Raw genomic sequence first — 25,765 nt, 5'->3', positions numbered from 1 at the left:
CCCCCTCATCCTGCACCCATGCCTGCCATCCGCACCAATATCGCGGTGCCGGGACTCGCGTGCCGGGACGCGCGACGAGGACGTCGACGCACGGTTCCGGAACCCGCGAGAAGCGGCCGGAGCGCGAGGACCCGCGCGCAGTGCCCCGGCGACGGACGGCTCGGCCGCCCCCACGGACCGGTCCGGAAGATCTTCTCGCCGCGATGTCGAGAACCCGTGACCGGCTCCGTCCCCGGGGTGAACGTGACCACAATGGGTCCCGTCGGCACCGAGGAGAGACACGATGGCCAAGTACCTGCTGCTCAAGCACTACCGTGGCGCCCCGGCCCCGGTCAACAACGTGCCCATGCACCGGTGGACACCCGAGGAGATCACGGCGCACATCCGCTACATGCAGGACTTCGCGGCCCGGCTCGAGGGGACCGGCGAGTTCGTCGATGCCCAGGCGCTCGCCCCCGAGGGGACGTTCGTCCGGTACGACGGTGAGGGGCGCCCGCCGGTCACCGACGGTCCGTTCGCCGAGACCAAGGACCTCATCGCCGGCTGGATGGTGATCGACGTCGACAGCCACGAGCGCGCCGTCGAGCTGGCCGGGGAACTGTCGGCCGCCCCCGGGGCGGACGGGAAGCCGATCCACGAGTGGATCGAACTGCGCCCGTTCCTGGCCGCGCCGCCCACCGTGACGGAATGACCTCTCCGATGAACGAGGCCCTGCTCAGGAGCCTCACGCCTGGCGTGCTCGCCATCCTCGTCCGCCGCGGAGCCGACTTCGCGGCGGCCGAGGACGCCGTGCAGGACGCACTGGTCGAGGCGGTCCGCGTCTGGCCGGCCGACCCGCCGCGGGATGCCAAGGGCTGGCTGGTCACCGTGGCCTGGCGCCGTTTCCTCGACGCGACCCGGTCGGACGCCGCCCGCCGCCGGCGGGAGGACCGCGACGTCGAGGAGCCGGGGTCCGGGCCCGCGCCCGCGGTGGACGACACGCTCCAGCTCTACTTCCTGTGCGCCCATCCGTCGCTGACACCGGCGTCCGCGGTCGCGCTCACGCTGCGCGCCGTCGGCGGGCTGACCACCCGGCAGATCGCCGACGCCTACCTGGTCCCGGAGGCGACCATGGGGCAGCGGATCAGCCGGGCCAAGCGCACGGTCTCCGGCGTGCGGTTCGACCGGCCCGGCGACGTCGCCACCGTGCTGCGCGTCCTCTATCTGGTCTTCAACGAGGGCTACTCCGGTGACGTCGACCTCTCCGCCGAGGCCATCCGTCTCACCCGGCAGCTCGCGGCCCAGGTCGACCACCCCGAGGTGGCGGGGTTGCTCGCCCTCATGCTGCTCCACCACGCCCGCCGCGCGACCCGGACCACGCCCGACGGCAGCCTGGTACCGCTCGCCGAGCAGGACCGCGGCCGGTGGGACACCGCGTCGATCGCCGAGGGCGTGGGCATCCTCCAGGCGGCCCTCGCCCGCGACCGGCTGGGCGAGTTCCAGGCCCAGGCCGCCATCGCGGCACTCCACGCCGATGCGCCCACCGCCGGGGAGACCGACTGGGTGCAGATCGTGGAGTGGTACGACGAGCTGACGCGCCTGACCGACAGCCCGGTCGTCCGGCTCAACCGCGCGGTGGCCGTCGGCGAGGCCGACGGACCGCGCGCCGGCCTGGCGGCACTCGCGGCGCTGGACGACTCGCTGCCCCGTCACACCGCGGTGGCGGCCTACCTCCACGAGCGCGACGGCGACCTGGCGACGGCGGCCCGCCTGTACGCCGAGGCGGCCCGGAGGGCACCCAACCTCGCCGAGCGCGACCACCTGACCCGCCAGGCCGCCCGCCTCAACGCACGCCGGTCCCGCTGACGTGCAAGGACGGAACGCCGACCTCCCTGACCTCACGGAGGCGGTGGAACCGGTCGCGGCCGGTGAGTCCCGCAACCGACCCGGAGCGGGAGGTACCGGGACTCGTGGCCGAGGGGCGCTGAAGCGAGTCGATCACCCCGGCACCTGGGAGCCGGCGGCAGGACCGTCGTCGCCGGTCAGTCCACCGCCACGTGCAGCCGCACGGTCAGGCCCGTGGGCAGGGTCCGCATCTCCACCAGGTCGCAGAGGTGGTGCATCATCCACACGCCCCGGCCGCCGGCGGGAGACAGCGGATCGGGGCGGCGCCGGCCGATGAGGGGATCCGTGAGCCGGCCCCGGTCCTGTGTCTCGGCGATCAGTGTGTCGGCCCAGCGCCACAGCCGCAGGGTGCCGTGTCCGCCGCCGTGGCGCACCGAGTTGCCCGTGGCCTCGTTGACGGCGAGCAGCCAGTCGGTGCGGCGTCGCGCTGACAGGCCCGCCGCCTCCGCCCAGTTGCCGGCGGCGTCGCGCACGCTCCCGAGGTCCCGCTCACCGAAGCGCAGGACGACCGCGTCCGCCGGTTCGGGCAGCGGTGTGTCGCAGTCGCGCCCCACCTCGTGCGGGTCCACGTGTCCCGGACTGTGCCGGTACTCGCCGGGGCCGCCGATGACAGGGTGCGTCCGGTGCGCCTGTGCCAGTACCGCCTCGGGCAGAGCGGTGTCGTAGGGGCACAGGATGGTGGCGGGCCGGCCGGCGAACGCCAGGTTGATCAGGGCCTCGTGGCGGGTGGCCTCACGTGCCTCCGCGGGGGTGCGGCCCAGCCAGATCGGCTCGCCCACGATGGACGGGTACCGGTCCGCGTGCCGGTCCGCGAACTCCTGGAGCATCGACAGGATGCGCCCGGGGTTGCGTCCCGCCTGCCGCATGTCGACCCAGGTGACGTCCCCGGCCTCCACGCCGAGGAGATCCCGGAGCGGACCCAGGCGTTCGCCGGGCACGGCGACCAGCTGGGGGCGGCCCCGGACCGCCTCCGCGCGGACGAAGCCCCCCACGCCCTTCAGATAGTCGTCCTCCGTGGTGTAGAAGAGGGCCGGATGGTGGAAGGCCGCGTACTGACCCGGCTCGGAGGACGGTCTCGTGTACGTGGTCATCGGCCTGCCGTCGCTATGCCGGCGCCCAGCTCCGGGAAGAGTTCCAGCATGCGCTGGAGCGCGGGCGGCGCCCCGACGATGCGCACGGGTGTGTCCGAGGGGCGTCGCAGCGCGGCCCGGGCGATGTCCGAGAGTGCTGCGACGTCGAGGTGGTCGAGGGCCGACAGGTCGAGGGTGACGTCTTCGGCAGGGGAAGCGGAGAGCGCCGCCGCCGCCGAGGCGGTGACCCGCCGGTTCTCCCAGCCGGCCGATCCGGACAGCCGGAATCCGGGTGGACCGGCCAGCGGCGCGACCGACAGTGCCGGCTCGCCGCCCGGGCACGCGGCGGAGCCCGACCGCGCCAGGTGCGCCGCCGCCAGCACCTCCAGGTCGTCGGGTGGCACCAGGCGCCGGTCGTAGAAGCAGTAGGCCCGCAGGGGCAGCTGCTCGAAGACCTCGTGGTGGATACGCAGTTCGTACTCGAGCAGACGCTCGGTACCGGCTGTTGCCCGGGTGCCCCAGGACATCTCGCCGATCGCCCGCAGCCGTCGGTAGCCCTGCGACGCGGCTGCCTGCACGGCCTGCCGCCACAGACTGATCATCGCGTCCGGGGCGAAACGGTCCCCGGCCAGATAGGTCTCGGCGGCGGTGGTCACGATGAGCTGTCCACGCCGTACGGCGGAGGTGGCGTCGATGCCCCGGCCGACGAGCGTGCGCGTCACGAGGTCGGGCGCGGTGGCATCCGCGAAGTACTGCACCTGTTCGCCCTGGTCGAATCCGGCCCGGACGAGGCTGACGAGATGGTCCGCCCATTCGGCGTCCGTCGAGTACGCCACAGCGGCGTGCCGGTCGGCCGCGGCTTCACCGCTCGCGTTCGCGGACGTGGCGTGCATCGAACCACCCTGTCCCTTCCGGTGCGACCGGTGTGCCACACAGATTCACCAGATTACCGCAGGGTCTCCACCCGGCCCCCGGATCCGTGTGTGCGGACGGCCCGGACCGGCGTCCCTGATCTCCGGGGCGGCCGGATCAGGACAGGGCGGCGTTCTCGCTGTCGCTGTCGGGAAGAAGGGGGAAGATCTGGTCGAGGCCGACGATGCGCAGGATGCGCAGCGTGGGGGCGGGGACGGCGGCGAGCGCGATGTCCGCGCCGGCGGCGAGGGCGTGGTTGCGGGCGGCGATCAGGGCGGTGATGCCGCTGGAGTCGCAGAACGTCATCCGAGCCAGGTCCAGGGCGAGGCGCCGGCCAGGTCGCAGAGTGAGAGTGGTGAGCAGTTCACGCAGCTCGGCTGCGCTGCCGTAGTCGAGGTCGCCGCTGATCCCCAGAACGGGGCCGGTCGCGGCGTCTCGGACGGCGATCTTCAGTGGAATCATCGTCGGTGATCGGTCCGAGGGGCGGCCCCGGGGACGCCGAGGGCGAGCAGGGCGGTGTCGTCGTCCAGCCCGTCACCGAAGCTGTCCAGCAGGTCGGCCAGGGCTTCGATGACGGCGTGCGGGGGCTTGCCCGCGTGGTCGGCGGCGAAGGCGAGGAGGGCGTCGTCCCCGTACAGGCCGGTGCGGTCCTCGCCGGTTCGGGCTTCGGTGAGGCCGTCGGTGTAGAGCAGGAGGGTGTCGCCCGGGGCCAGGGTGGTGGAGGCACTGGCGAAGCTCGCGGCCGGCAGGATGCCGACGAGGAGACCGCCCGGAGTGGGCAGGAAGTCGGCTGTGCCGTCGGCTCGCAGGACGACGACCGGCGGATGACCGCCCGAGGCCAGCTGGACGGCGACCTGTCCGGTCAGGGGGTCCGGTGCCAGCGTGCCGACGATGGCGGTGCAGTACCGCGGGTCGCCGCTGCTGGAGTACCGCTCGTGCAGCACCTTGTTCAGGGTGGACAGGGCGGAGACCGGCTCGGAGTCGTGCAGTGCGGCGGCGCGCAGGGTGTAGCGCGTCAGTGAGGTCAGCGCCGCGGCCTGCGGGCCCTTTCCGCACACGTCGCCGAGGAAGAAGGCGAAGCGTCTGCCGTCGATGGGGAAGACGTCGTAGAAGTCGCCGCCGAGCCGCTCGGGGGACGCGGTGTGGTAGTGGGCGGCCGTTTCCATTCCGGGCACCGGCGGCAGCGCGTCGGGCAGCAGCGCCTGCTGGAGCACGGCGAGGGCGTCCTGGAGCCGGGCCCTGTCGGTCTCCGCCTGCTTGCGGGCCTCTTCGGCGGCCTTCCGGCCGCGCAGGAGTTCCTCCTCGTAGGCACGGCGGTCCCGGGCGTCGAAGACGGTGGTGCGGATCAGCAGCGGCTCGCCCGTGTGGCCGTGCTTGACCACGGAGGAGACCAGCACCGGTATGCGTCCGCCGCCGGTCTGCCTGATCTCCAGGGCGATGCCGCTGATCTCGCCCTGCATCCGCAGCAGTGGCGCGAAGTGCGTCTCGTGGTACAGCTTGCCGCCCACGGTCAGCAGGTCGGTGAACCGCATCCGGCCCACCACCGCCCTCCGCTCCAGGCCGAGCCAGCCCAGCAGCGTGGAGTTGATCTTCGCGATGGTGCCGTCCATCAGCGTGGACAGGTAACCGCAGGGCGCGCTCTCGTACAGCTCCTCCGCGCTGTCCTCCAGCAGGGCGGCGAACGCCGCATGCGAGGTCATCTCGTCGCCCGCCTCGGACGGGTCGGGCTGCTGCCCGGTGCGGCACATCACCGCAGGCCCGCCAGGAAGCTGGTGATCGCTTCGTTGGTGGCCTCGGGTGCGGACAGGTGCGGGCAGTGCCCGGTCGCGTCGAGTGTGACGAGCGTCGAACCGGGAATCGCCTGGTGGACGAACGCGCCGACCTCGCGTGGGGCGATGACGTCCTGCATGCACTCCAGCACCAGCGTCGGCACCTGCACACTCTTCAGGTCGTCCCGCGAGTCCGACAGGAACGTGGTCCGGGCGAAGACGCGAGCCATCTCCGGGTCGGTGGCGCAGAAGCTGTTCTTCAGCTCCTCGCCCAGCTCCGGCCGGTCCGCGTTACCCATGATCATCGGTGCCATCGCCGCCGACCAGCCCAGGTAGTTCAAGTCCAGGGACCCCAGCAGCTCGTCGATGTCCGGCGCGCTGAAGCCGCCCAGGTACCCCTCGTCGTCGATGTACCGCGGGGACGGAGCGACCATGACCAGCGCCCCGATGCGTTCCGGGGCCGCTGCGGCGGCCAGGACCCCGATCATCGCGCTGACCGAGTGCCCCACGAACACCGCGTCGCGCAGGTCCAGTGCCTCGCAGATCTCCACCACGTCCCGGGCGTAACCGTCCAGGGAGGCGTAACGGTCCTCGAAGAACGCTGCCGGATCCGATCGGCCCGAGCCGACGTAGTCGAACAGGATCACCCGGTAGTCCTGGATGAGGGCGGGTACCGTCAGCCGCCACATGTTCTGGTCACAGCCGAAGCCGTGAGCCAGTACCACCGTCGGCCCCTGCGGGTTGCCGGTGATCGTGACGTTGTTCCTGCGAACGATATCCATGCCACCAGTCTCGCAGGCCGCGACGACCGGGCCAAAAGGGCCTCCGATATCGTCCACTCCACCCGACACCTTCACGCCTGCACCCGGTGACCTGCACATACGCCCTGCGCTGCGCGGGCGGGGCGCCGCCGCGGGCTTGCGCCCTGAGTGGGAGCACCCTGAACAGGTGTCACGGGCGGGGGCGCAGGGGCGGCCGGGGGCTCGGGGGCCGGCCGGCGATGTCGGTCAGCAGACGGGTGCAGACGTCGCGGAGCTTGAGATTGGTGTGCTGGGACAGTCGGCGCAGCAGACCGAAGGCCTCCTCCGCGGTGCAGTGCTTCTGCCGCATGACGCTGCCGATGGCCTGGTCGATCACGCTGCGGGACGCGAGCGCGCTCTGGAGGTCACGGGCGAGGTCCTCCGCGTCGGCCAGACGCTGGGCCAGCGCGATCGCCCCGCCGGCCCGGGTGGCGAACGCTGTCAGCTCCTCCCGGTCCCGCTCGGAGAAGGCGTCCCGGCCGGCGGCGTAGAAGTTGAGCGCCCCGGCGGTGTGGGCGCGTACGGGGATCGGCACGGACAGCGAGGAGTGGACGCCCAGGCCGGCCGCGAACCGCGGATAGGTGCCCCACCGGGTCTCCTCCAGTACGTCCGGCACGTGCACGACGTGGCCGGTCCGCAGGGCCTGGAGGCAGGGGCCGTCGTCCTGGCCGTACTGCTTCTCGTCCAGCTTGTCCGCGACGCCCCCGGTGCTGACCACGGTCAGGGGCCGCTGGCGGCGCCGCAAGGTCACACCGCAGCCGTCCGCTCCGGAGTCGCCCATGGCATCGTCGACCAGGTGCTGAAGGAACTCCGTCAGTGACCCGGTCCCCAGGAGTCGGTCGATCATGTCCGGTTTCCGCCGCATGTGATCGGGTCGGTTCACCGCCTCTCACCTCCCGCAGCGAACCCCGTTCCCCGCCTCGCCGCACTGATACCCCCGCCGACGGACGTATCCGCACCGGGTCGCGCGGGGTTCGGGGGTGCGCCGGGGTACGGGCGGCCGGCCCGGCGCCCCGCCGTTCCGCGCGGATCCCGGCCCCCGCCCTGCGGCCCCGGGTCAGACGACCGTCAGGACGATCTTGCCCGTGGTGCGGCCCCGCTCGCCGATCTCGTGCGCCTTCGCGGCCTGTGCCAGCGGTACGACGCTGTCGACCACCGGCTTCAGCGCGCCGCGCTCCACCAGGGCGGCGATCTCGCGCAGGCCCAGGTGGTCCGGCTCGACCAGGATCCACACCGCCCGCACCCCGTCCCGGGCGGCGGGCACGTCGTTGGGGCCGGGCAGGGTGATGAGCCGGCCGCCGGGCCGCAGCACCCGCAGGGAACGCTCGGCCGTCTCCCCGCCGAGTCCGTCCAGCACGACGTCGATGTCGGACACGACGTCCTCGAACCGCACGGCGCGGTAGTCGACCATCTCGTCCGCGCCCAGCTCGCGCACCAGGTCGTGCTTGCCGGCGCCGGCGGTGCCGATGACGTACGCGCCGCGGGCCTTGGCGATCTGCACCGCGAGATGGCCGACCCCGCCGGCCGCCGCGTGCACCAGGACCCGCTCGCCGGGACGGACGCCCGCCGTGTCCACCAGCGCCTGCCAGGCGGTCAGCGCGGCGAGCGGCAGCGCCGCCGCCTCCACGTGCGTCAGGCTCGCCGGCTTGGGGGCGAGATGCCGGGCCGGCGCCACCACGTACTCGGCGTAGGCGCCTGCCTGGCGTGGGAACAGCGGCATGCCGAAGACCTCGTCACCGGGGCGGAACACGCCCACACCGGGTCCGACGGCCTCGACCGTGCCGGACACGTCCCAGCCGACCGCCGGTACGGCGCCCCACTCGATGAGGGCCCCGCCGGCCCGGGTCTTCCAGTCCACCGGGTTCACTCCGGCCGCGTGGACGCGGACCAGGACCTCGTTCAGTCCGGGCTCCGGGCGCTCGACCTCACGCTCGACCAGGTTCTCCGGTCCGCCCCACTGCTCCACGACCACCGCACGCATGATGTCCGCCTCGTTCCCGTTCGATCGGCTCGGCGCCGGGACCTCCCCGGCGCGACGCGGTCCACGATCCGGCACCACGACCCGCCGTGGCTCTGGCCGTATGGCCAGGATGTGACAGGATCTGGCCATGGGTGACACATGGTGCGCGGTGGCGGAGGACGAGCGGGATCCGGCGGGGGCGGTGCCCCGGCGGCACCGGATCGCGGTGCTCGCCCTGTCCGGGGTCCCGCCCTTCGAGCTGGGCATCCCCTCCCGTGTCTTCGGCAGCGCCCAGGACGCCGAGGGCCGCCCGCTCTACGACGTCACCGTCTGCACCGCCGACGGCGCCCCCGTGCTCAGCGACGCCGGGTTCACCGTGCAGCCCGCGGCCGGCCCCGAGGCCCTGGCCGCCGCCGACACGGTGATCGTCCCGCCCACGCACGCCATGCCCGAGCTGGGCCGCGGCGGCCCGCTGCCCCCCGAGGTCACCGCGGCCATCGCCGGTATCCGGCCCGGCACCCGGCTGGTGTCCATCTGCACCGGGTCCTACGTGCTGGCCGCGGCCGGGCTCCTCGACGGTCGCCCGGCCACGACCCACTGGAACCTCGCACCGGAGTTCCGCCGGGCCTACCCCAGGGTCAAGGTCGACGAGGACGTCCTCTTCGTCGACGACGGCGACGTGCTGACCTCCGCCGGCGTGGCCGCCGGGGTCGACCTGTGCCTGCACATGATCCGCCGCGACCACGGCGCCGCCGCCGCCAACCGGGCCGCCCGCATGTGCGTCGTACCGCCCTGGCGGGACGGCGGGCAGGCCCAGTACATCGACCGCCCGGTCCCCGCGCCCACCGTCGCCAGCACCACCGCCACCCGCGCCTGGGCCCTGGAGCACCTCGGCGAGCCGCTGTCCCTCGCCCAGCTCGCCGAGCACGCCCGGATGAGCCTGCGCTCCTTCTCCCGGCGATTCCGAGACGAGGTCGGCATGACCCCCGTGCAGTGGCTCACCGCACAACGTCTGGAACTGGCCAAGCAGTTGCTGGAGACCACCGATCTGTCGATCGACCTGGTCGCGCACCGCGCCGGCTTCGGTTCCGCCAACTCCCTGCGCGCGCACATGAGGACGGCGTTCGGCGTGTCACCCGCCGCCTACCGTCGGACCTTCAGCCCCCACGACCTCGTCGGCGCCCGCGGCTGACCGCACCCGCCGGTCCCCGGCGGCGGCACCGCGGCCCGGCGCGACGAGCGAGCGCCTCCTCAGGAGTGCGTCGACGGCGCAGACGCCGGGTCCCAGACAGGCGATCAGGAGGAACGACCAGCAGAACAGGACGGCCGGCTCGCCTCCGTTGTCGATCGGCAACAGGGCATGGGACTGGTGGACGCTGAAGTAGGCGTAGGCCATGGAGCCGGAGCAGATGACGGCCGCGCCGCGGGTGAACAGGCCCAGGCGCACGAGAACGCCTCCGGTCAGCTCGATGGCCGCCGCCCACCACGCGGGCCACTGCAGGGCAGGCACCGTGCCGCCGCCGTGGGCGCCGCCCGGCACGCCGAACAGGGACGCTGCCAGGGTCACTCCTCGGGGCGGGGAGGCCCGGAAGACCCGGGGGCTCCCTTTCATGGACGTGACAGTCCTGGTGTAGCGGGGTGCGTGCGCCGGCGCCAGCCGCCGGGAGCTCTGAGTTCCCTGTGAAGGCCGGGCACCGGCAAGGACCGTTCCGGCACAGGTGGCGCCGGCCTGGGTACTGGTCCAGGACACGGGGCGGCGGCGACCGGGCGGGGCCGGACGCCGTGCCCGTGCGGACCGGCGGCCGTCACCCCTGACCGGCCGCACGCACCCACCCTCAACGCCGAGCGGAGAACATCTCTCATGCGAGCCACGTTCATGTACGGCACCGGCGACGTCCGGGTGGAGGACGTCCCCGACCCGGTGATCGAGCAGCCGACCGACGCGGTGGTCCGCGTCGTTCGTTCCTGTATCTGCGGCAGCGACCTGCACCCGTACCACACCATGGAGAAGTCGGACCAGGGCGCTCCCATGGGGCACGAGTTCCTCGGGGTCGTCGAGGACCTCGGCACCGAGGTGTCCGGCCTCCGGCGCGGTGACCTGGTGGTGGCGCCGTTCGCCTTCGCCGACAACACCTGCGCGCTGTGCCGGGAGGGTCTGCACACGTCCTGCCCCCAGGGCGGCTTCTTCGGCCCTGGCAGCGGCTGCGGCGGTCAGGCCGAGGCGGTCCGCGTCCCGCAGGCGCAGGGCAGCCTCGTGAAGCTGCCCGTCGGCGAGGACTCGGAACTGCTGTCGTCACTGCTGACGCTGTCCGACGTGTACGGCACCGGGCACCACGCCGCCAGGGCGGCGCACGTCGGCCCGCTTACCACCGTGACCGTCATCGGCGACGGCGCGGTCGGTCTGCTGGCGGTCCTCTCCGCCCGGCGGCTCGGCGCGGAGCGGATCATCCTCATGGGGCGGCACAAGGACCGTACCGACCTGGGCCGCGAGTTCGGTGCCACCGACGTCGTCCCGGAGCGCGGGGAGGAGGGCGTCGAGCGGGTGCGGGCACTGACCGGCGGCGACGGAACGCACACCGTCCTCGAATGCGTCGGCTACATGAACGCCTACGACACGGCGGTCGGCGTGGTGCGCCCCGGCGGTGTGATCAGCCGGGTAGGCGTACCGCAGTACGAGGAGGCGCCGGTCGGCTTCGGCAGCCTGTTCCGTCACAACATCACCCTCACGGGCGGTCCGGCCCCGGTCCGCGCCTACATCGAGGAACTCATGCCCGCAGTGCTGGACGGCACGGTCGACCCGGGGCGCGTCTTCACCCGCACCATCGGACTGGAGGAGGTGCCCGACGGCTACCGGGCCATGGACCGGCGCGAGGCTCTGAAGGTCCTGGTCGCGGCCTGACAGGGACAGTGGAAAGCCCCGGTCGGCTCGGGGGAGGGCCGACCGGGGCGGTCAGAGCGGGAACGGAGGGCGGTCGCCTCGCGGCGAGTGGCTCCGTGGGGCTTCAGCCGGACGATCGTCCCCACGGGCGAGAGGTGAGGCCCGGGGACACTGTCCCCTCCGCACCCGCATTCAGTTGAACGCCGAACCATGCTGGTTGCTTTCCCGGCAGGGCGTGAGCTGCGAAGACCGGGACGCACGTGCCAGGACACGAGGCACTGCCGCTGCCGGACTACGACCACCTTCCGCTGGGCAGCCTCCAGCACCGTATCCGTACGCTCGACGAGCCGGGCCTGCGCGAAGTGCTGACCTATGAGGAAGCGCACGGCAACCGGCTTCCCGTCGTGGAGGTGGTCCGGGCCCGGCTGCAGGAACTGCGCGAGGGCGCACAGCCGTCAGGCGGCTCACCGCTCGCGCCGGCTCCCGAGCAGGCGCCCGCGCCCGACACCGGTTCCGCCGTGTCGCCCGCCACCACGGGCCCCGCGATGAACCCGCCGTCCCACGGCACCCCCGAGAATCCGGCACAGCCCCGCCCGACGGGCTGACGCACGACGGCCCGTCGGCCTCGCCGGACGGTCCGCCCACCTCCCTGTACGTCCCACCCGTTCTTTGGCAGTGTGGGGGCGAGCGAGCCCCGGGCCGGCTGTCACAGCCGGCCCGGGCCTTGTGAGGGGTTCGCTTGGGCAGTCAGGCGAAGGCCGTCACCTCGTGAGAGCTGACAGCTGTTGCGCCCGCCGGTGCAGGCATCGCCCGGTCGGCGGACGCATCCCCGCTCGCATCCGGCGGGGCCTCACGGGCCGCCGCCGGAAGATCGGACGCATGCGGCGGTGGCCGTGTACAGCTCTCCCTGACTGCTCCGCGCGCCCCTGTCGAGAGCGGTCCCGGTCAGCGGAAGCGCGTTGCGACGGGCGCGGCCGGGGAACCGCAAAGCCGTGTCCCGGTCGGGCGCGGGCGTGCGGACGACCGCATCGGCCGGTGCGTGCAGCTTGACGTCGAACCGGGCAAAGGTGTTCCTCAGCAGGGCGAACGCCTCCTCGGTGGAGGCGGGGCCGCTGGCGCGCGAGCAGTACGTCCTGAGCGCGAGACACCCCGGCATGCCCGAACAACCGGTTGCGGGCGTCCAGTTCCTCCTGCGACGGAAGCGGAACACGGACCTGCTCGCGAGTGCCGCCGGCAACCTGGACGGCTTCCTCCTCAGGGGACCAGGGCAGCTGGGTCGTACGGGCGCTCCGGACGGAGAACGGCAGACAGCACGGACTGACGCGGCCCGGCCGTACCCGGCCGGCGCGGGTGCCGGCTTCCCGAACCCTCCTCCGGAGCCTGACCGCGCCCCCGCACCACAGACACCCAGCCCGCGGGGCACGTCGCGTGGCACCTGGCGCCGCGCCGGGCGTCACCGCGCGGGGGAGCGGCAGGGAGGCGGGCGACGGCACGTGCGCATCGGAAGGGGCGGTGGGGAACGCTCGTCGAATTACCGAATGCCAGGGGTGAATCGCCGGAAATGTGGGGACCCGAGCGCCAGTACAACGTTCCGCGAGGAGTCGATATGAGCAGCCCCCAGGAGAGCGAGGCATCCAGCCCGCTGGAGCAGGTCACCGGTGAGAAGGACGTGCACCCCGAGGAAGAGGGCCGGCAGCCCGAGTCCGCGTCGGGCGCTTCCCGCGGCGAGGAGGACGGCGCCACGGACGCCGGGGACACGTCGACACAGGCGGAGACATGACCGTCTCGATCGCGCAGCGGGACGCCACGGCGCTGGGAGGCGACGGCAGTGTCCTGATGCGCCAGCGCCGCGACCACGCCCGGCTCGACGCGATGATGCGGCGCTACGCCGCCGCACACGGTCCGAGCCGTGACCTGGAACGGCTGTGGCAGGACATCGTGCAACTGGTGTTCAGCCACGCATTCGCCGAGGAGACCGTTCTGTGGCCGGTGCTGCGCCGCGTCGCCCCCGACGGGGCGAGCCTCACCGGCCGGGTCGAGGAGGAACACCAGGCGATCAACGATCTGATCGCCAAGGTCGAGAGATCGGTCGACGACCCCCGGCGCACGGCCTGGATCGAGGAGGCGTTCGCTCTCATCCGCCAGGACATCCGGGACGAGGAGGACGAACTCCTGCCGCGCCTGCGCGAGGCCTTCGACGACCGCCGGCTGCGGCGGATCGGAGCCGCCTGGGAAGCCGTACGGGTGACCGCCCCGACGCGCCCTCACCCCGGCGTGCCCCGCCGCCCGCCCGGCAACGCGGTGCGAGGCGTCCCCCTCAGCGTCTTCGACCGCATCCGTGACGCCGTCTCCGGCATCACGCCCACGGTCCGCACGGCCGTGACGCTCACCGGCGCGGCCGTGGCCGCGGCCGTCGTCGCCCTGCTGGTGCGCGCCGTCCGGTGCCGCCCGAGGAAGGCGCGCGGATCCACGTGACCGGCGGCCAGGCCCGCGCCGTTCCGGCCGCGACCCGGGTACTCCCTACAGACCAGACAGACCACCTTGTGAAGGTGAGGATCATGGCAACTTCTCCCAAGCCGACGATGGAGACGCACCCGGACATCATCGACATGCGCCAACGCCACGAGATGGCCGAGCGCGCGACCTCCACCAACCAGGGCCAGGCCATCGAGACACTGGCACTGCTCACGGGCCTGTACCTCGCCGCGTCGCCGTGGATCACCGGATTCAACAACCTGTCGACGCTGGCCGTCACCAACCTGGTCACCGGTATCGCCTATGCGTTGCTGATGAGCGGCGGCTTCGGCCGCGCCTACGAACGCACCCACAGCATGGCCTGGGCGGCCTGTGCCCTGGGCCTGTGGGCCATCATCGCGCCGTGGGTGGTGGCCGGCGACGTCAGCACCACCAGGACCATCGTGAACAACATCATCACCGGAGCGCTGGCCCTGCTGCTGGCGCTGGCCGCCAGCGCGGCCGCCCGGGCGGCGGAGTCGTCCCACGCCCGGCGCGACAGGTCCGCGCCCTACGCGTCGGGTCGCGGCTGACCGGCTGACCGGCCGGTCACGGCTGACGGTACGGGGCGCGTACGCCGGGTGAGCCGCCCGGCGGACGCGCCCCGCTCGTGTGTGCTGCGCACGTGTGGGCCCCGCACATACGGGCTCCGCACCCATGGTCCGACCACGCCCCGCGCGTGCGGCCGCGCCCGCCAGGACATGCCGTTCGTCAGGGCATGCCACTCGTCTCGACGAGCATGTCGATGACGGCGTCGGGGCCGCCGTCCGCCAGCGCCTGCCGCTGACGGTCCGCCCCGGTGCCCTGCTGGAGCAGCCGGTGGACCAGCGAGGTCACCTCGCGGGTGTCACCGGCCGCGTCCAGGGCCGGACCGATGTGCGCCACCAGCCGGTACACGGCGTCGCCCGCCCGGCAGCGCTCGCCCCCGGGAAGGATCAGATCACCGCTCAGCCCGTACCGCGCCGCCTGCCACATCGCCACGTCCACCAGCTCGGGAGGGCTGTCCGGCGCCTCCCTGCCCGCCGCCGCCTCCTCCCTCGCGGTGTCGACCAGGGCGCGCACCAGGCCGGCGAACATCGCGGCCTCGTCCGTGCGCAGCTGCACGTCCAGACAGCGGATCTCGACGGTGGGATAGGTCTCGGACATGCGGGCCTGCCAGTACAGCTGGCCGGTGTCACCGATCACCCCCGTCGACAGCAGCCGCTGCACCCGCAGGTCGTAGTCCCTCTCGTCGGTGAAACACGGCGGGACGCCGCTGACCGGCCAGCGGTCGAAGACCACGGTGCGCCAGCTGGCGAATCCGGTGTCGTGCCCCTCCCACAACGGGCTGTTCGCCGACATGGCGGTCAGGACGGGGAGCCAGCCCCGGATCCGGTTGAGTACCCGCACGCCCACCTGCCGGCTGGGGATGGCGACGTGCACGTGCATGCCGTTGACCATCTGCTCGGCCACCAGCTGCGGCGCCTGCTGCTGCATGGCGCGGTAACGGGCCTGGTCGGTGACGGGGACGGGCAGCGCCTGGCGCAGCGGCGGTGTACCGCTGGCCACGAGACGACAGCCGTGCGCCTCGGCCGCCCCGGCCACGGCGTGCCGCAGACGCAGCAGGTGGCCGCCGACCTCGTCCAGCGACCCGCACACCGGAGTGGCCACCTCGACCTGGGCCTGCAGCAGCTCCGGCTGGATCTCCCGCGGCGCGACGAACGGCTCGAGGCCGGCCGCGGCGCGTACCTTCTCCGCGCGCGCCGCCAGCCGGCCACTGGCCGGCTCGACGAGCAGGTACTCCTCTTCGACACCGACGGTCGTCATTCTGGGCCTCCCGTTCCCGCGGCGCGCTGCCTGGAAGGCAACGGGGCACGCCCTTCGGCCGGGGCGCTGCCGCTCCGTCCCCGGCGCCGCCCCGATCCTGTGCGGGGACGATCCAAGTGCCACCATGGATTCGCCCTCAAACCCACCCGCGCACCCGGTGCCGGGCGAGCGGCGGTCCCGGACGTTCCCGGAAACCCCGGACGCTCCCGGCCAGGGTCTTTCGTTCGGATCGGGCCGGATCAGGGAGCGGGTCCTGGTGCCGTGCATCGCACGGCGGAGGAGGGCGCCATGGCGGAGCCATGGCAACCGACGACAACGCGGCGAGGCGCGGTGCCAGGACCCGCGAACCCGGCATGATCCGAACGAAAGGGCCCAGGGGGGATCCCGGACGCCCCGGGCGCTTTCGGACACCGCGAGAGCGCCCGCCGGCCACGGACCGCCCTCAGCGGTCGGCAGGCGCGTGCGGGCGGTGCCGCGGGTGCGCGGGGTGGCTCAGTGCTTGCCCATGGCCTTGCGGACGGCGTCCTTGGTGCGGTCCATGAGAGCGGCCACCGGGCCGAGGGCCACGTTGGCCGCGCCCGTCTGGACGCCGGGGTGGGGCCGCGTGGGGGCCATGGCCTCGGCGGCCTTGACGGCTTTGGCCATGGTGGCGAGGTTGGTGACGTCGGTGCTGCGGCGGATGTGCGAGAACTCGTAGCGTTCCTCCGCCCGCGCGTGCTCCTGCACGTCCGTGCGCAGTTTCCTCAGCTGTGGCATGAACGCCGGGTCGTCGGTGTCCATGTCGTCCAGCGCCGCGAGGGTCTCCTTGGCGGACTTCTCCTCGGCGAGGCGGTCCTCGACGATCTGCTCCCCACCCGACACCGCCCGCCGGACGAAGGGGTGCACGACCTCCTCCTCGGCGGTCTCGTGCACGGCGAGCAGCCGTACGAGGCGACGGAAGGCCTCGCGGCGCTCCTCGCCCTCGCTCCGCTCGACCTCGTCGAACAGGTTGCGGATGTCGCCGTGCTGACGCATCAGCAGGGCGACGACATCGATATCGGGCGCCTGGTCGTCACCGGCCTGCGGGGTGTGCAGCTCGGACATGTGCGGCCGCCTCACTTCTCGCGCTGGGCGGGGTCGGGGTGCTCGCCCTCGGACTGCACGCGGTACTCGCGGCCGAACATCACGTCGTGCTCGGCCATGACCCGGTCGCTCGGCGGCTCCTCGCCGCCGTGGATCCGCTCCTGCATCCTCTCGAACCGCTCGTGGGCCTCGCGGACGTAGCCCGCCCCGAGGGTGGTCAGGTCCATCTGGGTGTCGAGCAGCTCGCGCAGGTACTGCTTGTTCGGCTCGAAGGTGAGCACGTTGGGCAGCTCGGGAGCCAGGACCTCCTGCGGTTCGCGGCCGTCGTGGCGGCGCATCAGGTCGCACGCGACGTGCAGGTGCTCCAGCTCCATGTTCAGGTGCAGTTCCCAGATCGCCTTCACCCTGGGGTCGCTCTCCTGCTCCATGAAGGAGTAGTACAGGTAGCACTCGTTGTACTCGTGGTTGACCAGCTGCTCCCACCAGGTCTCGCCCGGGTCGACGAGGGACTCGTAGTGGGTGACGTGCTCCTCCTCGATCAGCCCGATCTCCTGGTAGAGCTGCCGGGCGATCGGCTCCATGTAGGTGGGGCCGGTGTTCATGTAGAAGTTCATCGTCTGCTGTTCCGCCGACATGATCGTCAGCGCGTGCAGCTTCGACAGCGGGTTCGTGGTGGTCTTGTCGTACGGGTCACGGACGTTGTCGACCGGGTCGCGGTGGTGGTACCGCGTGGGGCGGCCCGGCATGACCTCGGTGAGGTTGTCGACGATCGACTCCGCCTTGCGGTGCTCGATCATCTCGTACAGGTTCGCGTACCGGTACAGGTGGTCGAAGTCCTCCAGCACACCGAACTGGTACGCCTGCTTGAGGTACGGATCCGGCTCCATCCGTGCCACCCATGCCGTCAGGTCCACCGCGACCTGCTCGTAGGCGATCGTCGTCTCCAGCACCGAGGAGACTCCCGGCAGCAGCCAGTTGACCACTTTCTGCTGCTGTGCCTCGATGTACCGGGTCCGGGCGAGCTGCCGCTTCAGCTCCGGGTCGGGGGTGTGGCGGGCGAGCTGGTGGCTGAAGAGAATGGCCTCCACCTCGATCCCGTTCATCGTGATGATCCGGCATCGGGTGTACGGGTCACAGCGGTCGGGGTCGATCGGCTGCACGTTCAGCTCCCGCCAGCTGCGCAGCTGGCGGTCGAGCGGGATACCCCGCTGCTCGAGTGGGTTGAACGTCATGGAAGGTGCCTCCAAGAGCAGGGCGAGTCGTGGGCCGGTGGGTACCCCGCCAGGGAGAAGGGGCACAGGCCCGTCATCGAGTCTGGGCGTCACACGCGTGTTTCAGCCACCGGTGGGGCTCGGGTGACACATGGTTCGCCCAGGTGGGCCATGCGAGGTGACATCGTGAGTGGCGTATGAGATGACTGAATCGATACCTGTACGAGCGGAGCGCGCCGGCCCCGACGGCCGGCGCGCGGTTCGTGCGCGCACCCGCGGCGGACTTGTCACCCGCCGCGGGCGGCGCCCGTAACCGCTCCGGGTCAGGTCCTCCGCGCGTCCCCCTGCCGCCCCGTCGGCGATCCGTGGTCCCGGTTCGGCCGGCGCAGACGCACCTCGACGTGACCGTCGACGGTCCGCGCGTCGAAGGCGGGCTGGGGCGCGGTTGCGGGACCGTGTACGTTCAGGCCGTCCGAGAGCCGGAAGACGCTGCCGTGCCAGGGGCACCGGACGCATCCGTCGGCGACCGTGCCCTCCGACAGCGGCCCGGCGAGATGGCTGCACCGTTCCGCCAGCGCGTGCAGCGTCCCCCCGGCCTCCCGTACGACCAGCACGGGGACGTCGTCCACGCCGCACCGCACGGGTTGTCCGGCGGGGAACGCGTCGACGGGGCCGACGCGGTGCCAGCCCTCGGTGACGACGTGCGGAACCTCTTCGGCGTGGTTGGCGCCGGAGGCCTGGCGATAGGCCAGATGCCCGCCCAGGGCTCCGCCGAGTCCGACCGCGGTCAGCCCGAGGAACCCGTACGCGCGGCCCGCGGCTTCGCGCCCCTGGAGACGGCGGACGAGCGAGACGCCGTACAGGCTCACGGCCGCCGTGTTGGCCAGGGCGTGCACCAGACCGATGCGCTGCTGCTCGGGGTGCAGTTCCGCCCAGTCCACGGCACCGGCCAGGGCGGCGGGCGCGGCCGTCGCCAGCCCGACGCCGATCAGCAGCGTTGAACCGGGGGAGCGTACGGGCCGCAGATCCAGCACCGCGGCGGACAGCCAGCTCCCGATCGGCACCTGCACCATCAGCGGATGCACCGGATGGCCCAGCCACCTGCCGTGGAGCGCGTCACGTGCCGCGCCGAGCGGCAGGGACCGCATCCCCGTACGCAGGGCGTCGATCACACGGTCGGCCCGAGGGTCCCGTTCCAGCCGGTCCAGCAGCCGAAGGAATCTGTTCTGCCGCGGGGAACGGCCGCGGCGACGAGGCGAAGTGCTCATGAGCGGCCGGGTCCCCCGCTCCCCGGACAGCAAACGGAGGCGGCTGCCGGTTCGGCAGCCGCCTCTTTCCGTCCCCCGGCCCGCGGTGTGGGCGGGGGTGTGCCGTCAGCTAACCGCCGGACCGGCGTCTTCCGTGCCGGACAGTGCGGCCAGGAACCGGTGACAGCGGGCGGCGCGCTCCGAGTCCTGCTCCATGACGCTGCGGAAGAAGTCGGCGATCTCCTTCTTGCCCGCGTTCTCCGCGTCGCGCACGTACTGGCCGTAGTCGTGTCCGGCCTTCAGGGAGTGGTACTGCACGGAGATGAGGTCGAACACGACGTCACTGAACCCGGTCTCACCTGTCGCCATGAGTCCTCCTGGAACATCTCGGAATCGGGACAAGGGCTGGGTTCCGCCTTTTCGGGGACCGAAACGCCCCGTACATGAGTGAGTCCCCGGCAGCGGGTGGCTGACGGGGACTTCTCACGCGGGGTTTCACGCGTGTCGTCGGGCCCAGAGCGGGGTGACGAAAGCGATGAGGAGGGCTGCGACACCTATCTGGAAGATGTGGCGGATCCAGTCGATGCCGCCGGTGTCACCGACGCCGAAGGCAGTGGCGAGTGCGTTGCCGGCGACCGCCCCGATGATGCCCATGATGACCGTCAGCCAGAGCGGGATGGGCTGACGCCCCGGGAGGACCAGCTTGGCCAGCAGTCCGATGATCAGTCCCGCGATGATGGCCCACAAGAACGACACGACTTCTCCTTCCACAGTGCACGAAGTCCGTTGATCCTCACGTGCCCCTGGAAGGAGGGCTTACGCCTGCGTATCGCGAAGAGATCTGTCGAGGCGACCTCTTCGCCCGCCGGCGGCACAGGAACCGCTGAGGCGGCGGGAGTCGGCCCGACGGCCCGGACAGGGCCGGTCAGGTGGTGAGGAGTTCGGTGAAGCGCCGGGTGTCGATGTTGCCGCCGGACGCGATGAGACCGATCCGCCGCGGGGGGTTGTCGACACGGCCGGCCAGAAGGGCGGCCAGGGGTGTGGCGCCGCTCGGTTCGAGGACGATCTTCAGTCGCTCGAAGGCGAAGCGCATGGCGGTGACGATCTCGGCGTCGCTGACCAGGGCGATGCCGTCGACCAGGCGCTGGTTGACGGGGAAGGTGACCTCGCCGGGCGTGGCCAGCGCCTGCCCGTCGGCGATGGTGCGGGGGACCGGGACGGTGACGCGTACGCCGCTCTCCAGGGAGCGTTTGGTGTCGTCACCGGCCTCCGGCTCGACGCCGATGACCCGGATGCCCGGGTGCAGTGCCGTGGCGGCGGTGGCGCTGCCCGCGATCAGGCCGCCGCCTCCCACGGGCACCACGAGGGCGTCCAGCGCGCCGGTCTCCTCCAGGAGTTCGAGAGCGGCGGTGCCCTGGCCGGCGATGACGTGCGGGTGGTCGTAGGGCGGGATCAGGGCCAGGCCCCGGTCCGCGGCCAGGGCGTGGCCCAGCGCGGTGCGGTCCTGCGTGTAACGGTCGTACGTGACGACCTCCGCCCCGTACCCGGCGGTCGCCTCCCGCTTGGATCGGGGCGCGTCCTCGGGCATCAGGATGACCGCGGTGGTGCCCAGTTCGCGGGCGGCCAGGGCGGTGGCCTGGGCGTGGTTGCCGGAGGAATAGGCCGCGATGCCCTTCGCCAGTCGCTGTGGCGGCAGTTGGGCGGCGGCGTTGTAGGCGCCGCGGAACTTGAAGGCACCGGCCCGCTGGAAGTTCTCGGCCTTGATGAACACCTCGGCGCCCACGAGGGAGTTCAGGGTGCGGGAGGTGAGGACGGGGGTGCGGTGGACGATGCCCTCCAGGCGGACGGCGGCCTCGCGGACGTCGTCGAACGAAACGGGCGGTACGGCGGCCATACGGGGTCCTTGGGTGGTGGAGAGGGGGCGGGGTACCGGGTGACGCCGGTGGCAGGTCACCAGCCGGTGACGCGGGGCCAGAACGCCTCGATCGCGGGTGCGCCGACGGTGCTCCGGGAGCCGTCCACGACGTGATAGCCCCGGTGCTGGGCGGCGGTGGCACAGGCGTGGTTGGGCAGGACGCGCAGGCGGGTGCCGACGGGGAGGCCGGGCAGCGTGCCGCCGTCGCGGGCGGTGAGGGTGCCGTGCTCCTGGCTCGCGGCGGTCATGACCAGGCCGGGGATCAGCCTGCCGGACAGGTCGGCGACCAGACCGTAGCCCTGGTCCCGCGCCTGCGCGGCGGTGCCGCGGTCACGGGACATGGCCATCCAGCCGCCGTCGGTGATGATCCACCCGTACTCGGGGCGGTGGCCGATGACGGTGACGACGACCGACAGGGCGAGGTCGTCGACGGTGCACACGCCGAGGCCGGCCATCACCAGGTCGAAGAAGACGTAGTTGCCGGCGCGCAGTTCGGTGACGCCGGTGAGGTCCTCGGCGGCGTGGGCGGTGGGGGTGGAGCCCACGCTGACGGTGTGCACGGGCAGACCGCCGGCGCGCAGCCGGCCGGCCGCGGCGACGGCGCTGTCGCGTTCGTTCCGCGCCGCCAGGCGCCGTTCCCCGTCGGTGAGGGCGAAGTACGACTCGCCGGCGTGGGTCAGGACACCGTCCAGGCAGCTCGCGTCGTCCAGGATGCCGCCGATGGCGATGAGTTCGGGGGCGTCCGGCTTCAGTCCGCCGCGGTGGCCGTCGCAGTCGATCTCGATCTGGGCGGGGACGGCGATGCCGGCCTCGCGCGCCGCCGCTGCGACGAACCGCGCCTGTTCGGTGCTGTCCAGCAGGACCCGCAGGGTGACCCCGCGGCGCGACAGGGCGATGACACGCGGGAGCTTGTGGGGGTCGATGCCGACGGCGTAGGTGATGTCGGTGTAGCCGGCGCCGGCGAAGGCCTCGGCCTCGGCGAGGGTGGAGACGGTGACGGGGCCGGGGGCGCCGTCGTGCAGGAGGGCGGCGGCGTCCAGGCTCTTGGCCGTCTTCACATGGGGGCGCAGCGGAACGCCGAGCCGGTCGGCCCTGGCCCGCAGGCGGGCGATGTTGCGCCGCGTCCGCTGGACGTCGACCACGGCGAACGGGGTGTCGGGGCCGGCCAGGGTCGGGGCGGCGGGGGAGGGGCGTGCGGTCATGGGCGGGCCCTCACTGAGCGTAGTTGTAGACCGTCGCCCGGGACACGCCGAGCAGGTCCGCGATGGTCCGTGCGGCGTCGCGCGACGCGAAGTAGCCGTCGCGCCGAAGCTGCCGTACGAGCGTCTTCTTGTCCTCCCGGCTCAGTGAGCGGGGCGTCGCGGCACGCTCCGCGGCGTGCGCCTCCACCGCTTGCCGCAGCTCGCGGGCGTTGCGGTCCCGCAGGGTCTCCAGCGGCTCGTCGCGGTGCTCGGTATCCGTCGCCACGAGATTCGACAGCGCCAGGGTCACCGGGGACAGGACGGACACGTCGAGGTTCAGGCAGAGCGCCGCGACGTACTCGCCGGCCGCGTTCTTGATGCCGATGGACGTGCTCTTCGCGGGGCGGCCGTCGGGGAAGCGGTTGGGGTAGTTCTGGAGGACGCTCGGGAACTGGGGGTCGGCGATGCGGGCCAGGCCCAACTCCGTGACCGAGTCACCCACCTGACGCCCCGACAGGTTGTTCTCGATCACCCGGACCGCGTGGCGCGGGGTCCGCAGGTCGTGCAGTACCACCTCGCACAGCCCCGGGAACATGCGGCCCAGGGCGACGGCGATCTTCTCGGCCTCCCGGACGAGGTGCTCGTCCGCCTCCTCCGCGCCCTCCGCGAGGTCGTCCACGGATGCTCTCCTCCCCTCGGCCTTCGACTTGTCGTCCAACTCTGGACAGCAAGGCTAAGAAGTCGTCCGGCCGGTGTCCACCCCCTTGCCGCCGGCCGGGAGCGCGTCGTCCCCGGGCGTCGCCCGCCCCGCGCAGGGAGCCGTCGGCCAAGTACCGTCTGTACGTACACGTTTCGCGCAACCCGTTCCAGCACAGTCCGACGAGGGGGACCCATGGTCGAACGGCCCGGCGCAGAGCACCGGTTGTGGCTGCGCAGTTTCCACCAGGCGACGCCGGGCGCGCCGCGGCTGCTCTGCCTGCCGCACGCCGGCGGCTCCGCGAGCTTCTACTTCGCCGTCTCCAAGGCGCTCTCGCCCGCGGTGGACGCGCGCGCGGTGCAGTACCCCGGCCGCCAGGACCGCTGCGACGAACCCCTGGCCGGCTCCGTACAGGAACTCGCGCAGGGGGTGTTCCGTGCGCTGGACGACGGGGACGACACACCGCTGGCCCTGTTCGGCCACAGCATGGGCGCCTTGGTCGGCTTCGAACTGGCCCGGCTCCTCGAGGCCGCCGGGCGGCCCCCCGCGATGTTCTTCGCCTCCGGCCGCCGCGGCCCGTCCCTCGTGCGGACGGAGACCGTCCACCAGGGCGACGACGCGCAGCTGATCGCGGAGGTCACCAAGCTCGACGGCACCGACGCGGCCCTGTTGGAGGACGAGGAGCTGCTGCGGATGGTCCTGCCCGTGCTGCGTGCCGACTACCGCGCGGTGGAGACCTACCGGCGCACTCCCGGCCCACGGCTGAGCTGCCCCGTCGTCGCGATGACCGGCGACGCCGATCCCCGGCTGACCCTCGACGAGGCCCGCACCTGGGCCGAGGAGACCGACGGGGCGTTCGAGCTGCGGGTGTTCCCCGGCGCCCACTTCTATCTGGTGGCGCAGCAGGAGGCCGTACTGGCCGAGGTCACGGCCGCGCTACGGCGGCTCGGGCCCGCCGCGGGAGCGGTGGCCTGAGCGGCGCCGGCGGCCCGGGACGACACAGGCGGCACCGGCACAGCGGTGCCGCCCGCGTGGTGTGGGTCAGCCGAGAACCTTGGCGGACTCGATCACCACGGGCTCGGCGGGAACGTCCTGGTGACCCTGCCGGCTGCCCGTCTTGACGCCCTTGATGGAGTCGACGACGTCCTGGCCCTCGATGACCCGGCCGAACACGGTGTAACCCCAGCCGTTCGGAGTCTTCGCCGTGTAGTTGAGGAAGGCGTTGTCCGACACGTTGATGAAGAACTGGGCCGTCGCGGAGTGCGGGTCGCTCGTCCGCGCCATCGCCACCGTGTAGGCGTTGTTCTTCAGGCCGTTGTCGGCCTCGTTCTGGATCGCGGCGAGGGTGGGCTTCTGGGACATGTCCGGCGTGAAACCGCCGCCCTGGACCATGAAGCCCGGGATCACCCGGTGGAAGATCGTGCCGTCGTAGTGGCCGTTGCGCACGTACGTCAGGAAGTTCTCGACGGTCTTGGGCGCCTCGGCGTCGTTGAGCTCCAGCACGATACGGCCGAAGTTGGTGTTCAGCTCGACGGACGACATCACAATCTCCTTGTTCCCGTGGGGCTTGCCCACGCCTACGGTACGGCCGGGCGGCCGTTTCTCCGGTGCGAGCGAGGACCACGACGATTCAGACCGCTCGCGCGCACCAGGGAATATATGACCACAGAGGGCACACCCGGCGCGGCAGCGCCCCGGGCGTCGAACGGCCATCCGGGTCAGGGCCGACGCCGGCCGCGTCCCCTCCGGGCGGCCCGGCAGCTCAGGACGGCCCGCCCGGTCAGGACGGCCACGGCGCGTCGTCGGGCGCCGGCGGCATGGCCAGGTGGGCCAGGTCCTCCGGCGGCGGTGTGGTCAGCGGCCACAACGGAGCCGCGGCCCCGTCGGCGAGTGCGGCCGGCGCGTCGGTGAGGTTCATGCGCTCGCGCAGCCGGCCGTAGAAGTCCGTCGGACCCAGCCGGACCGCCCTCAGCCGGCGCGGCGCCGCGTACACGCCGACCCAGTCCCCGGGGCTCAGCACGCCACGCAGCTGGCCGTCGATGCTGACCGCCGCCTGGCCCGACCGTTCCAGCACCCGCAGCGCGATCGGCTCGTCCGGCGCCGCCACGACCGAGCGGTTGAACACCATGTGCGGCGCGACCGGCGTGAAGACGAGTCCCTCCACCCGGGGCGAGACCACCGGGCCGCCCGCGGCGAAGCTGTACGCGGTGGATCCCGTGGGCGTGGCCACCAGCAGGGCGTCGGCCGAGTAGGCGGCCAGGAGCCGGCCGGCCAGATAGGCCCCGACCGACACCTGCCGGTCCCGCGCCAGCTTCTCCACCACCACGTCGTTCAGCGCGGTGACGTTCAGGGCCACACCCCAGTCCCCGCCCGCCGCACAGTCCGTCCGTACCCGGGGCGGGGGCAGCAACGGCCCGCGGCCGTACCGCAGCAGCGCCTCCATCTGCGCCGGCACCTCCAGCCGGCACGACGCCCGCAGGGTGAGGAGCATCCGGCTCTCCACGGTGATCCGCCGTTCCCGTACGGCGTCCAGCGCGGCCCGCACCGCCGCGGCCGGGACCTCCGTCAGGAAGCCGACGCGGCCGAGGTCGACGCCGAGCACCATCGCGTCGTTCTCGGCCGCCAGCCGGGCACCGCGCAGGAACGTGCCGTCACCGCCCAGGGTGACGACCAGGTCCGGATCGCCCGCGGCCTCGACCTCCTCCCGGGCGCTGTGCCGCGCGCCCTCCCGCCACACGTCGATGTCGGTGCAGCCCACCGTGTGCTCGGCGCACCACTCACGCACCGCCCGGGCGGCGGCCACCGCCTCGGCGCGCCCGCCGTGCACGACCAGGCCGACCCGGTTCACCGTCATGTCCG

General features: G+C 72.6%; 29 protein-coding genes. 9 read left to right on the top strand and 20 right to left on the bottom strand.

Features of this window, described 5'->3' with window-relative positions; translation table 11 throughout:
- Positions 1-283 precede the first annotated feature (283 nt).
- Positions 284-691 carry a YciI family protein gene (locus tag ACF1BE_RS19435; protein ID WP_392200265.1) on the top strand — a complete coding sequence of 136 codons (408 nt, stop codon included), beginning with the start codon at positions 284-286 and terminating at the stop codon, positions 689-691.
- Between the two features lie 8 nt (positions 692-699).
- Complete coding sequence (locus ACF1BE_RS19430) at positions 700-1,845, top strand: RNA polymerase sigma factor (protein ID WP_392200284.1); 1,146 nt, start codon at positions 700-702, stop codon at positions 1,843-1,845.
- 176 nt (positions 1,846-2,021) lie between these two features.
- On the opposite strand, the gene ACF1BE_RS19425 is transcribed toward ACF1BE_RS19430, so the two are convergent.
- The 7 genes from ACF1BE_RS19425 to ACF1BE_RS19395 form a co-directional block, all read right to left on the bottom strand.
- Complete coding sequence (locus ACF1BE_RS19425; protein WP_392200264.1) at positions 2,022-2,975, bottom strand: anti-sigma factor RsbA family regulatory protein; 954 nt, start codon at positions 2,973-2,975, stop codon at positions 2,022-2,024.
- Positions 2,972-3,847, bottom strand: coding sequence for an MEDS domain-containing protein (locus ACF1BE_RS19420; RefSeq protein ID WP_392200263.1), 876 nt, complete (start codon positions 3,845-3,847; stop codon positions 2,972-2,974). The genes ACF1BE_RS19425 and ACF1BE_RS19420 overlap by 4 nt, the downstream gene beginning before the upstream one ends.
- A 136-nt stretch (positions 3,848-3,983) precedes the next feature.
- Positions 3,984-4,328, bottom strand: a complete 345-nt coding sequence (locus ACF1BE_RS19415) for an STAS domain-containing protein (protein ID WP_392200262.1) — start codon at positions 4,326-4,328, stop codon at positions 3,984-3,986.
- Positions 4,325-5,614: a PP2C family protein-serine/threonine phosphatase gene (locus ACF1BE_RS19410; RefSeq protein WP_392200261.1), complete on the bottom strand. Its 1,290-nt coding sequence runs from the start codon at positions 5,612-5,614 to the stop codon at positions 4,325-4,327. The genes ACF1BE_RS19415 and ACF1BE_RS19410 overlap by 4 nt, the downstream gene beginning before the upstream one ends.
- Positions 5,614-6,417, bottom strand: coding sequence for an alpha/beta fold hydrolase (locus ACF1BE_RS19405; protein WP_392200260.1), 804 nt, complete (start codon positions 6,415-6,417; stop codon positions 5,614-5,616). The genes ACF1BE_RS19410 and ACF1BE_RS19405 overlap by 1 nt, the downstream gene beginning before the upstream one ends.
- Positions 6,418-6,586: 169 nt before the next feature.
- Positions 6,587-7,282, bottom strand: coding sequence for an ANTAR domain-containing protein (locus tag ACF1BE_RS19400; RefSeq protein WP_392200259.1), 696 nt, complete (start codon positions 7,280-7,282; stop codon positions 6,587-6,589).
- Between the two features lie 210 nt (positions 7,283-7,492).
- Positions 7,493-8,416 carry an NADP-dependent oxidoreductase gene (locus ACF1BE_RS19395; protein ID WP_392200258.1) on the bottom strand — a complete coding sequence of 308 codons (924 nt, stop codon included), beginning with the start codon at positions 8,414-8,416 and terminating at the stop codon, positions 7,493-7,495.
- A gap of 127 nt (positions 8,417-8,543) precedes the next feature.
- Here ACF1BE_RS19395 and ACF1BE_RS19390 point away from each other — a divergent pair, with 127 nt between their 5' ends.
- Positions 8,544-9,587 (top strand): GlxA family transcriptional regulator, encoded by a 1,044-nt coding sequence (locus ACF1BE_RS19390; protein WP_392200257.1) that lies wholly within the window; start codon positions 8,544-8,546, stop codon positions 9,585-9,587.
- Here the strand turns inward: ACF1BE_RS19390 and ACF1BE_RS19385 are convergent.
- A complete protein-coding gene (locus tag ACF1BE_RS19385) occupies positions 9,528-10,007 on the bottom strand; it encodes a DoxX family protein (protein ID WP_392200256.1) in 480 nt (159 codons plus the stop codon). The genes ACF1BE_RS19390 and ACF1BE_RS19385 overlap by 60 nt on opposite strands.
- 249 nt (positions 10,008-10,256) lie before the next feature.
- Between ACF1BE_RS19385 and ACF1BE_RS19380 the strand changes: the two genes are divergently transcribed.
- Both ACF1BE_RS19380 and ACF1BE_RS19375 read left to right on the top strand, forming a co-directional pair.
- Positions 10,257-11,294: a zinc-binding dehydrogenase gene (locus ACF1BE_RS19380; RefSeq protein ID WP_392200255.1), complete on the top strand. Its 1,038-nt coding sequence runs from the start codon at positions 10,257-10,259 to the stop codon at positions 11,292-11,294.
- A gap of 239 nt (positions 11,295-11,533) precedes the next feature.
- Positions 11,534-11,878: a hypothetical protein gene (locus ACF1BE_RS19375; RefSeq protein ID WP_392200254.1), complete on the top strand. Its 345-nt coding sequence runs from the start codon at positions 11,534-11,536 to the stop codon at positions 11,876-11,878.
- Between the two features lie 245 nt (positions 11,879-12,123).
- Here the strand turns inward: ACF1BE_RS19375 and ACF1BE_RS19370 are convergent, their stop codons facing one another.
- The gene (locus tag ACF1BE_RS19370; RefSeq protein WP_392200253.1) at positions 12,124-12,429 is read right to left on the bottom strand and encodes a hypothetical protein; all 306 of its coding nucleotides are present in this window, start codon (positions 12,427-12,429) and stop codon (positions 12,124-12,126) included.
- Between the two features lie 450 nt (positions 12,430-12,879).
- Here ACF1BE_RS19370 and ACF1BE_RS19365 point away from each other — a divergent pair, with 450 nt between their 5' ends.
- The 3 genes from ACF1BE_RS19365 (at position 12,880) to ACF1BE_RS19355 (ending at position 14,320) form a co-directional block, all read left to right on the top strand.
- Positions 12,880-13,053 carry a hypothetical protein gene (locus ACF1BE_RS19365; protein ID WP_392200252.1) on the top strand — a complete coding sequence of 58 codons (174 nt, stop codon included), beginning with the start codon at positions 12,880-12,882 and terminating at the stop codon, positions 13,051-13,053.
- The gene (locus tag ACF1BE_RS19360; RefSeq protein WP_392200251.1) at positions 13,050-13,748 is read left to right on the top strand and encodes a hemerythrin domain-containing protein; all 699 of its coding nucleotides are present in this window, start codon (positions 13,050-13,052) and stop codon (positions 13,746-13,748) included. Before ACF1BE_RS19365 ends, ACF1BE_RS19360 begins: the two co-directional genes overlap by 4 nt.
- 107 nt (positions 13,749-13,855) lie before the next feature.
- Positions 13,856-14,320: an SPW repeat protein gene (locus tag ACF1BE_RS19355; RefSeq protein WP_392200283.1), complete on the top strand. Its 465-nt coding sequence runs from the start codon at positions 13,856-13,858 to the stop codon at positions 14,318-14,320.
- Between the two features lie 178 nt (positions 14,321-14,498).
- On the opposite strand, the gene ACF1BE_RS19350 is transcribed toward ACF1BE_RS19355, so the two are convergent.
- The 9 genes from ACF1BE_RS19350 to ACF1BE_RS19310 all read right to left on the bottom strand — a co-directional run bounded on the left by ACF1BE_RS19350 (position 14,499) and on the right by ACF1BE_RS19310 (position 22,888).
- Entirely contained in the window at positions 14,499-15,593 is a 1,095-nt protein-coding gene (locus ACF1BE_RS19350) for a glutamate--cysteine ligase (RefSeq protein ID WP_392200250.1), read from the bottom strand.
- Between the two features lie 492 nt (positions 15,594-16,085).
- Positions 16,086-16,676: a hemerythrin domain-containing protein gene (locus tag ACF1BE_RS19345; RefSeq protein ID WP_392200249.1), complete on the bottom strand. Its 591-nt coding sequence runs from the start codon at positions 16,674-16,676 to the stop codon at positions 16,086-16,088.
- Positions 16,677-16,687: 11 nt separating this feature from the next.
- Positions 16,688-17,887, bottom strand: a complete 1,200-nt coding sequence (locus tag ACF1BE_RS19340) for a hypothetical protein (protein ID WP_392200248.1) — start codon at positions 17,885-17,887, stop codon at positions 16,688-16,690.
- A 302-nt stretch (positions 17,888-18,189) separates the two neighbouring features.
- Complete coding sequence (locus tag ACF1BE_RS19335) at positions 18,190-19,134, bottom strand: Rieske 2Fe-2S domain-containing protein (RefSeq protein ID WP_392200247.1); 945 nt, start codon at positions 19,132-19,134, stop codon at positions 18,190-18,192.
- 105 nt (positions 19,135-19,239) lie between these two features.
- Entirely contained in the window at positions 19,240-19,482 is a 243-nt protein-coding gene (locus ACF1BE_RS19330; protein ID WP_392200246.1) for an acyl carrier protein, read from the bottom strand.
- A 126-nt stretch (positions 19,483-19,608) separates the two neighbouring features.
- Positions 19,609-19,869 carry a GlsB/YeaQ/YmgE family stress response membrane protein gene (locus tag ACF1BE_RS19325; protein WP_121790226.1) on the bottom strand — a complete coding sequence of 87 codons (261 nt, stop codon included), beginning with the start codon at positions 19,867-19,869 and terminating at the stop codon, positions 19,609-19,611.
- Between the two features lie 169 nt (positions 19,870-20,038).
- Positions 20,039-21,007, bottom strand: coding sequence for a threo-3-hydroxy-L-aspartate ammonia-lyase (locus ACF1BE_RS19320; RefSeq protein WP_392200245.1), 969 nt, complete (start codon positions 21,005-21,007; stop codon positions 20,039-20,041).
- 56 nt (positions 21,008-21,063) lie between these two features.
- Positions 21,064-22,230 (bottom strand): alanine racemase, encoded by a 1,167-nt coding sequence (locus tag ACF1BE_RS19315; RefSeq protein ID WP_392200244.1) that lies wholly within the window; start codon positions 22,228-22,230, stop codon positions 21,064-21,066.
- A gap of 10 nt (positions 22,231-22,240) precedes the next feature.
- Positions 22,241-22,888: a transcriptional regulator gene (locus tag ACF1BE_RS19310; RefSeq protein ID WP_392200243.1), complete on the bottom strand. Its 648-nt coding sequence runs from the start codon at positions 22,886-22,888 to the stop codon at positions 22,241-22,243.
- 213 nt (positions 22,889-23,101) lie between these two features.
- Here ACF1BE_RS19310 and ACF1BE_RS19305 point away from each other — a divergent pair, with 213 nt between their 5' ends.
- Positions 23,102-23,881, top strand: coding sequence for a thioesterase II family protein (locus tag ACF1BE_RS19305; protein WP_392200242.1), 780 nt, complete (start codon positions 23,102-23,104; stop codon positions 23,879-23,881).
- Between the two features lie 66 nt (positions 23,882-23,947).
- On the opposite strand, the gene ACF1BE_RS19300 is transcribed toward ACF1BE_RS19305, so the two are convergent.
- Complete coding sequence (locus tag ACF1BE_RS19300; protein WP_392200241.1) at positions 23,948-24,448, bottom strand: peptidylprolyl isomerase; 501 nt, start codon at positions 24,446-24,448, stop codon at positions 23,948-23,950.
- A 238-nt stretch (positions 24,449-24,686) separates the two neighbouring features.
- The gene (locus tag ACF1BE_RS19295) at positions 24,687-25,760 is read right to left on the bottom strand and encodes an NAD(+)/NADH kinase (RefSeq protein WP_392200282.1); all 1,074 of its coding nucleotides are present in this window, start codon (positions 25,758-25,760) and stop codon (positions 24,687-24,689) included.
- Positions 25,761-25,765: the final 5 nt, after the last annotated feature.

The sequence above is a fragment of the Streptomyces sp. NPDC014991 genome (genome assembly GCF_043080665.1).
Taxonomy (GTDB): Bacteria; Actinomycetota; Actinomycetes; order Streptomycetales; family Streptomycetaceae; genus Streptomyces.
Note: the sequence above shows the minus strand (reverse complement) of the source record. Positions and strands in the feature narration are given on the sequence as shown.

Excerpts from the sequence above, each read along its gene's own strand:
- ACF1BE_RS19435 (WP_392200265.1), top strand. The coding sequence starts at position 284 with ATGGCCAAGTACCTGCTGCTCAAGCACTACCGTGGCGCCCCGGCCCCG.
- ACF1BE_RS19430 (WP_392200284.1), top strand. The coding sequence starts at position 700 with ATGAACGAGGCCCTGCTCAGGAGCCTCACGCCTGGCGTGCTCGCCATC.
- ACF1BE_RS19425 (WP_392200264.1), bottom strand. The coding sequence starts at position 2,975 with ATGACCACGTACACGAGACCGTCCTCCGAGCCGGGTCAGTACGCGGCC.
- ACF1BE_RS19420 (WP_392200263.1), bottom strand. The coding sequence starts at position 3,847 with ATGCACGCCACGTCCGCGAACGCGAGCGGTGAAGCCGCGGCCGACCGG.
- ACF1BE_RS19415 (WP_392200262.1), bottom strand. The coding sequence starts at position 4,328 with ATGATTCCACTGAAGATCGCCGTCCGAGACGCCGCGACCGGCCCCGTT.
- ACF1BE_RS19410 (WP_392200261.1), bottom strand. The coding sequence starts at position 5,614 with ATGTGCCGCACCGGGCAGCAGCCCGACCCGTCCGAGGCGGGCGACGAG.
- ACF1BE_RS19405 (WP_392200260.1), bottom strand. The coding sequence starts at position 6,417 with ATGGATATCGTTCGCAGGAACAACGTCACGATCACCGGCAACCCGCAG.
- ACF1BE_RS19400 (WP_392200259.1), bottom strand. The coding sequence starts at position 7,282 with ATGATCGACCGACTCCTGGGGACCGGGTCACTGACGGAGTTCCTTCAG.
- ACF1BE_RS19395 (WP_392200258.1), bottom strand. The coding sequence starts at position 8,416 with ATGCGTGCGGTGGTCGTGGAGCAGTGGGGCGGACCGGAGAACCTGGTC.
- ACF1BE_RS19390 (WP_392200257.1), top strand. The coding sequence starts at position 8,544 with ATGGGTGACACATGGTGCGCGGTGGCGGAGGACGAGCGGGATCCGGCG.
- ACF1BE_RS19385 (WP_392200256.1), bottom strand. The coding sequence starts at position 10,007 with ATGAAAGGGAGCCCCCGGGTCTTCCGGGCCTCCCCGCCCCGAGGAGTG.
- ACF1BE_RS19380 (WP_392200255.1), top strand. The coding sequence starts at position 10,257 with ATGCGAGCCACGTTCATGTACGGCACCGGCGACGTCCGGGTGGAGGAC.
- ACF1BE_RS19370 (WP_392200253.1), bottom strand. The coding sequence starts at position 12,429 with ATGCCGGGGTGTCTCGCGCTCAGGACGTACTGCTCGCGCGCCAGCGGC.
- ACF1BE_RS19365 (WP_392200252.1), top strand. The coding sequence starts at position 12,880 with ATGAGCAGCCCCCAGGAGAGCGAGGCATCCAGCCCGCTGGAGCAGGTC.
- ACF1BE_RS19360 (WP_392200251.1), top strand. The coding sequence starts at position 13,050 with ATGACCGTCTCGATCGCGCAGCGGGACGCCACGGCGCTGGGAGGCGAC.
- ACF1BE_RS19355 (WP_392200283.1), top strand. The coding sequence starts at position 13,856 with ATGGAGACGCACCCGGACATCATCGACATGCGCCAACGCCACGAGATG.
- ACF1BE_RS19350 (WP_392200250.1), bottom strand. The coding sequence starts at position 15,593 with ATGACGACCGTCGGTGTCGAAGAGGAGTACCTGCTCGTCGAGCCGGCC.
- ACF1BE_RS19345 (WP_392200249.1), bottom strand. The coding sequence starts at position 16,676 with ATGTCCGAGCTGCACACCCCGCAGGCCGGTGACGACCAGGCGCCCGAT.
- ACF1BE_RS19340 (WP_392200248.1), bottom strand. The coding sequence starts at position 17,887 with ATGACGTTCAACCCACTCGAGCAGCGGGGTATCCCGCTCGACCGCCAG.
- ACF1BE_RS19335 (WP_392200247.1), bottom strand. The coding sequence starts at position 19,134 with ATGAGCACTTCGCCTCGTCGCCGCGGCCGTTCCCCGCGGCAGAACAGA.
- ACF1BE_RS19330 (WP_392200246.1), bottom strand. The coding sequence starts at position 19,482 with ATGGCGACAGGTGAGACCGGGTTCAGTGACGTCGTGTTCGACCTCATC.
- ACF1BE_RS19320 (WP_392200245.1), bottom strand. The coding sequence starts at position 21,007 with ATGGCCGCCGTACCGCCCGTTTCGTTCGACGACGTCCGCGAGGCCGCC.
- ACF1BE_RS19315 (WP_392200244.1), bottom strand. The coding sequence starts at position 22,230 with ATGACCGCACGCCCCTCCCCCGCCGCCCCGACCCTGGCCGGCCCCGAC.
- ACF1BE_RS19305 (WP_392200242.1), top strand. The coding sequence starts at position 23,102 with ATGGTCGAACGGCCCGGCGCAGAGCACCGGTTGTGGCTGCGCAGTTTC.
- ACF1BE_RS19300 (WP_392200241.1), bottom strand. The coding sequence starts at position 24,448 with ATGTCGTCCGTCGAGCTGAACACCAACTTCGGCCGTATCGTGCTGGAG.
- ACF1BE_RS19295 (WP_392200282.1), bottom strand. The coding sequence starts at position 25,760 with ATGACGGTGAACCGGGTCGGCCTGGTCGTGCACGGCGGGCGCGCCGAG.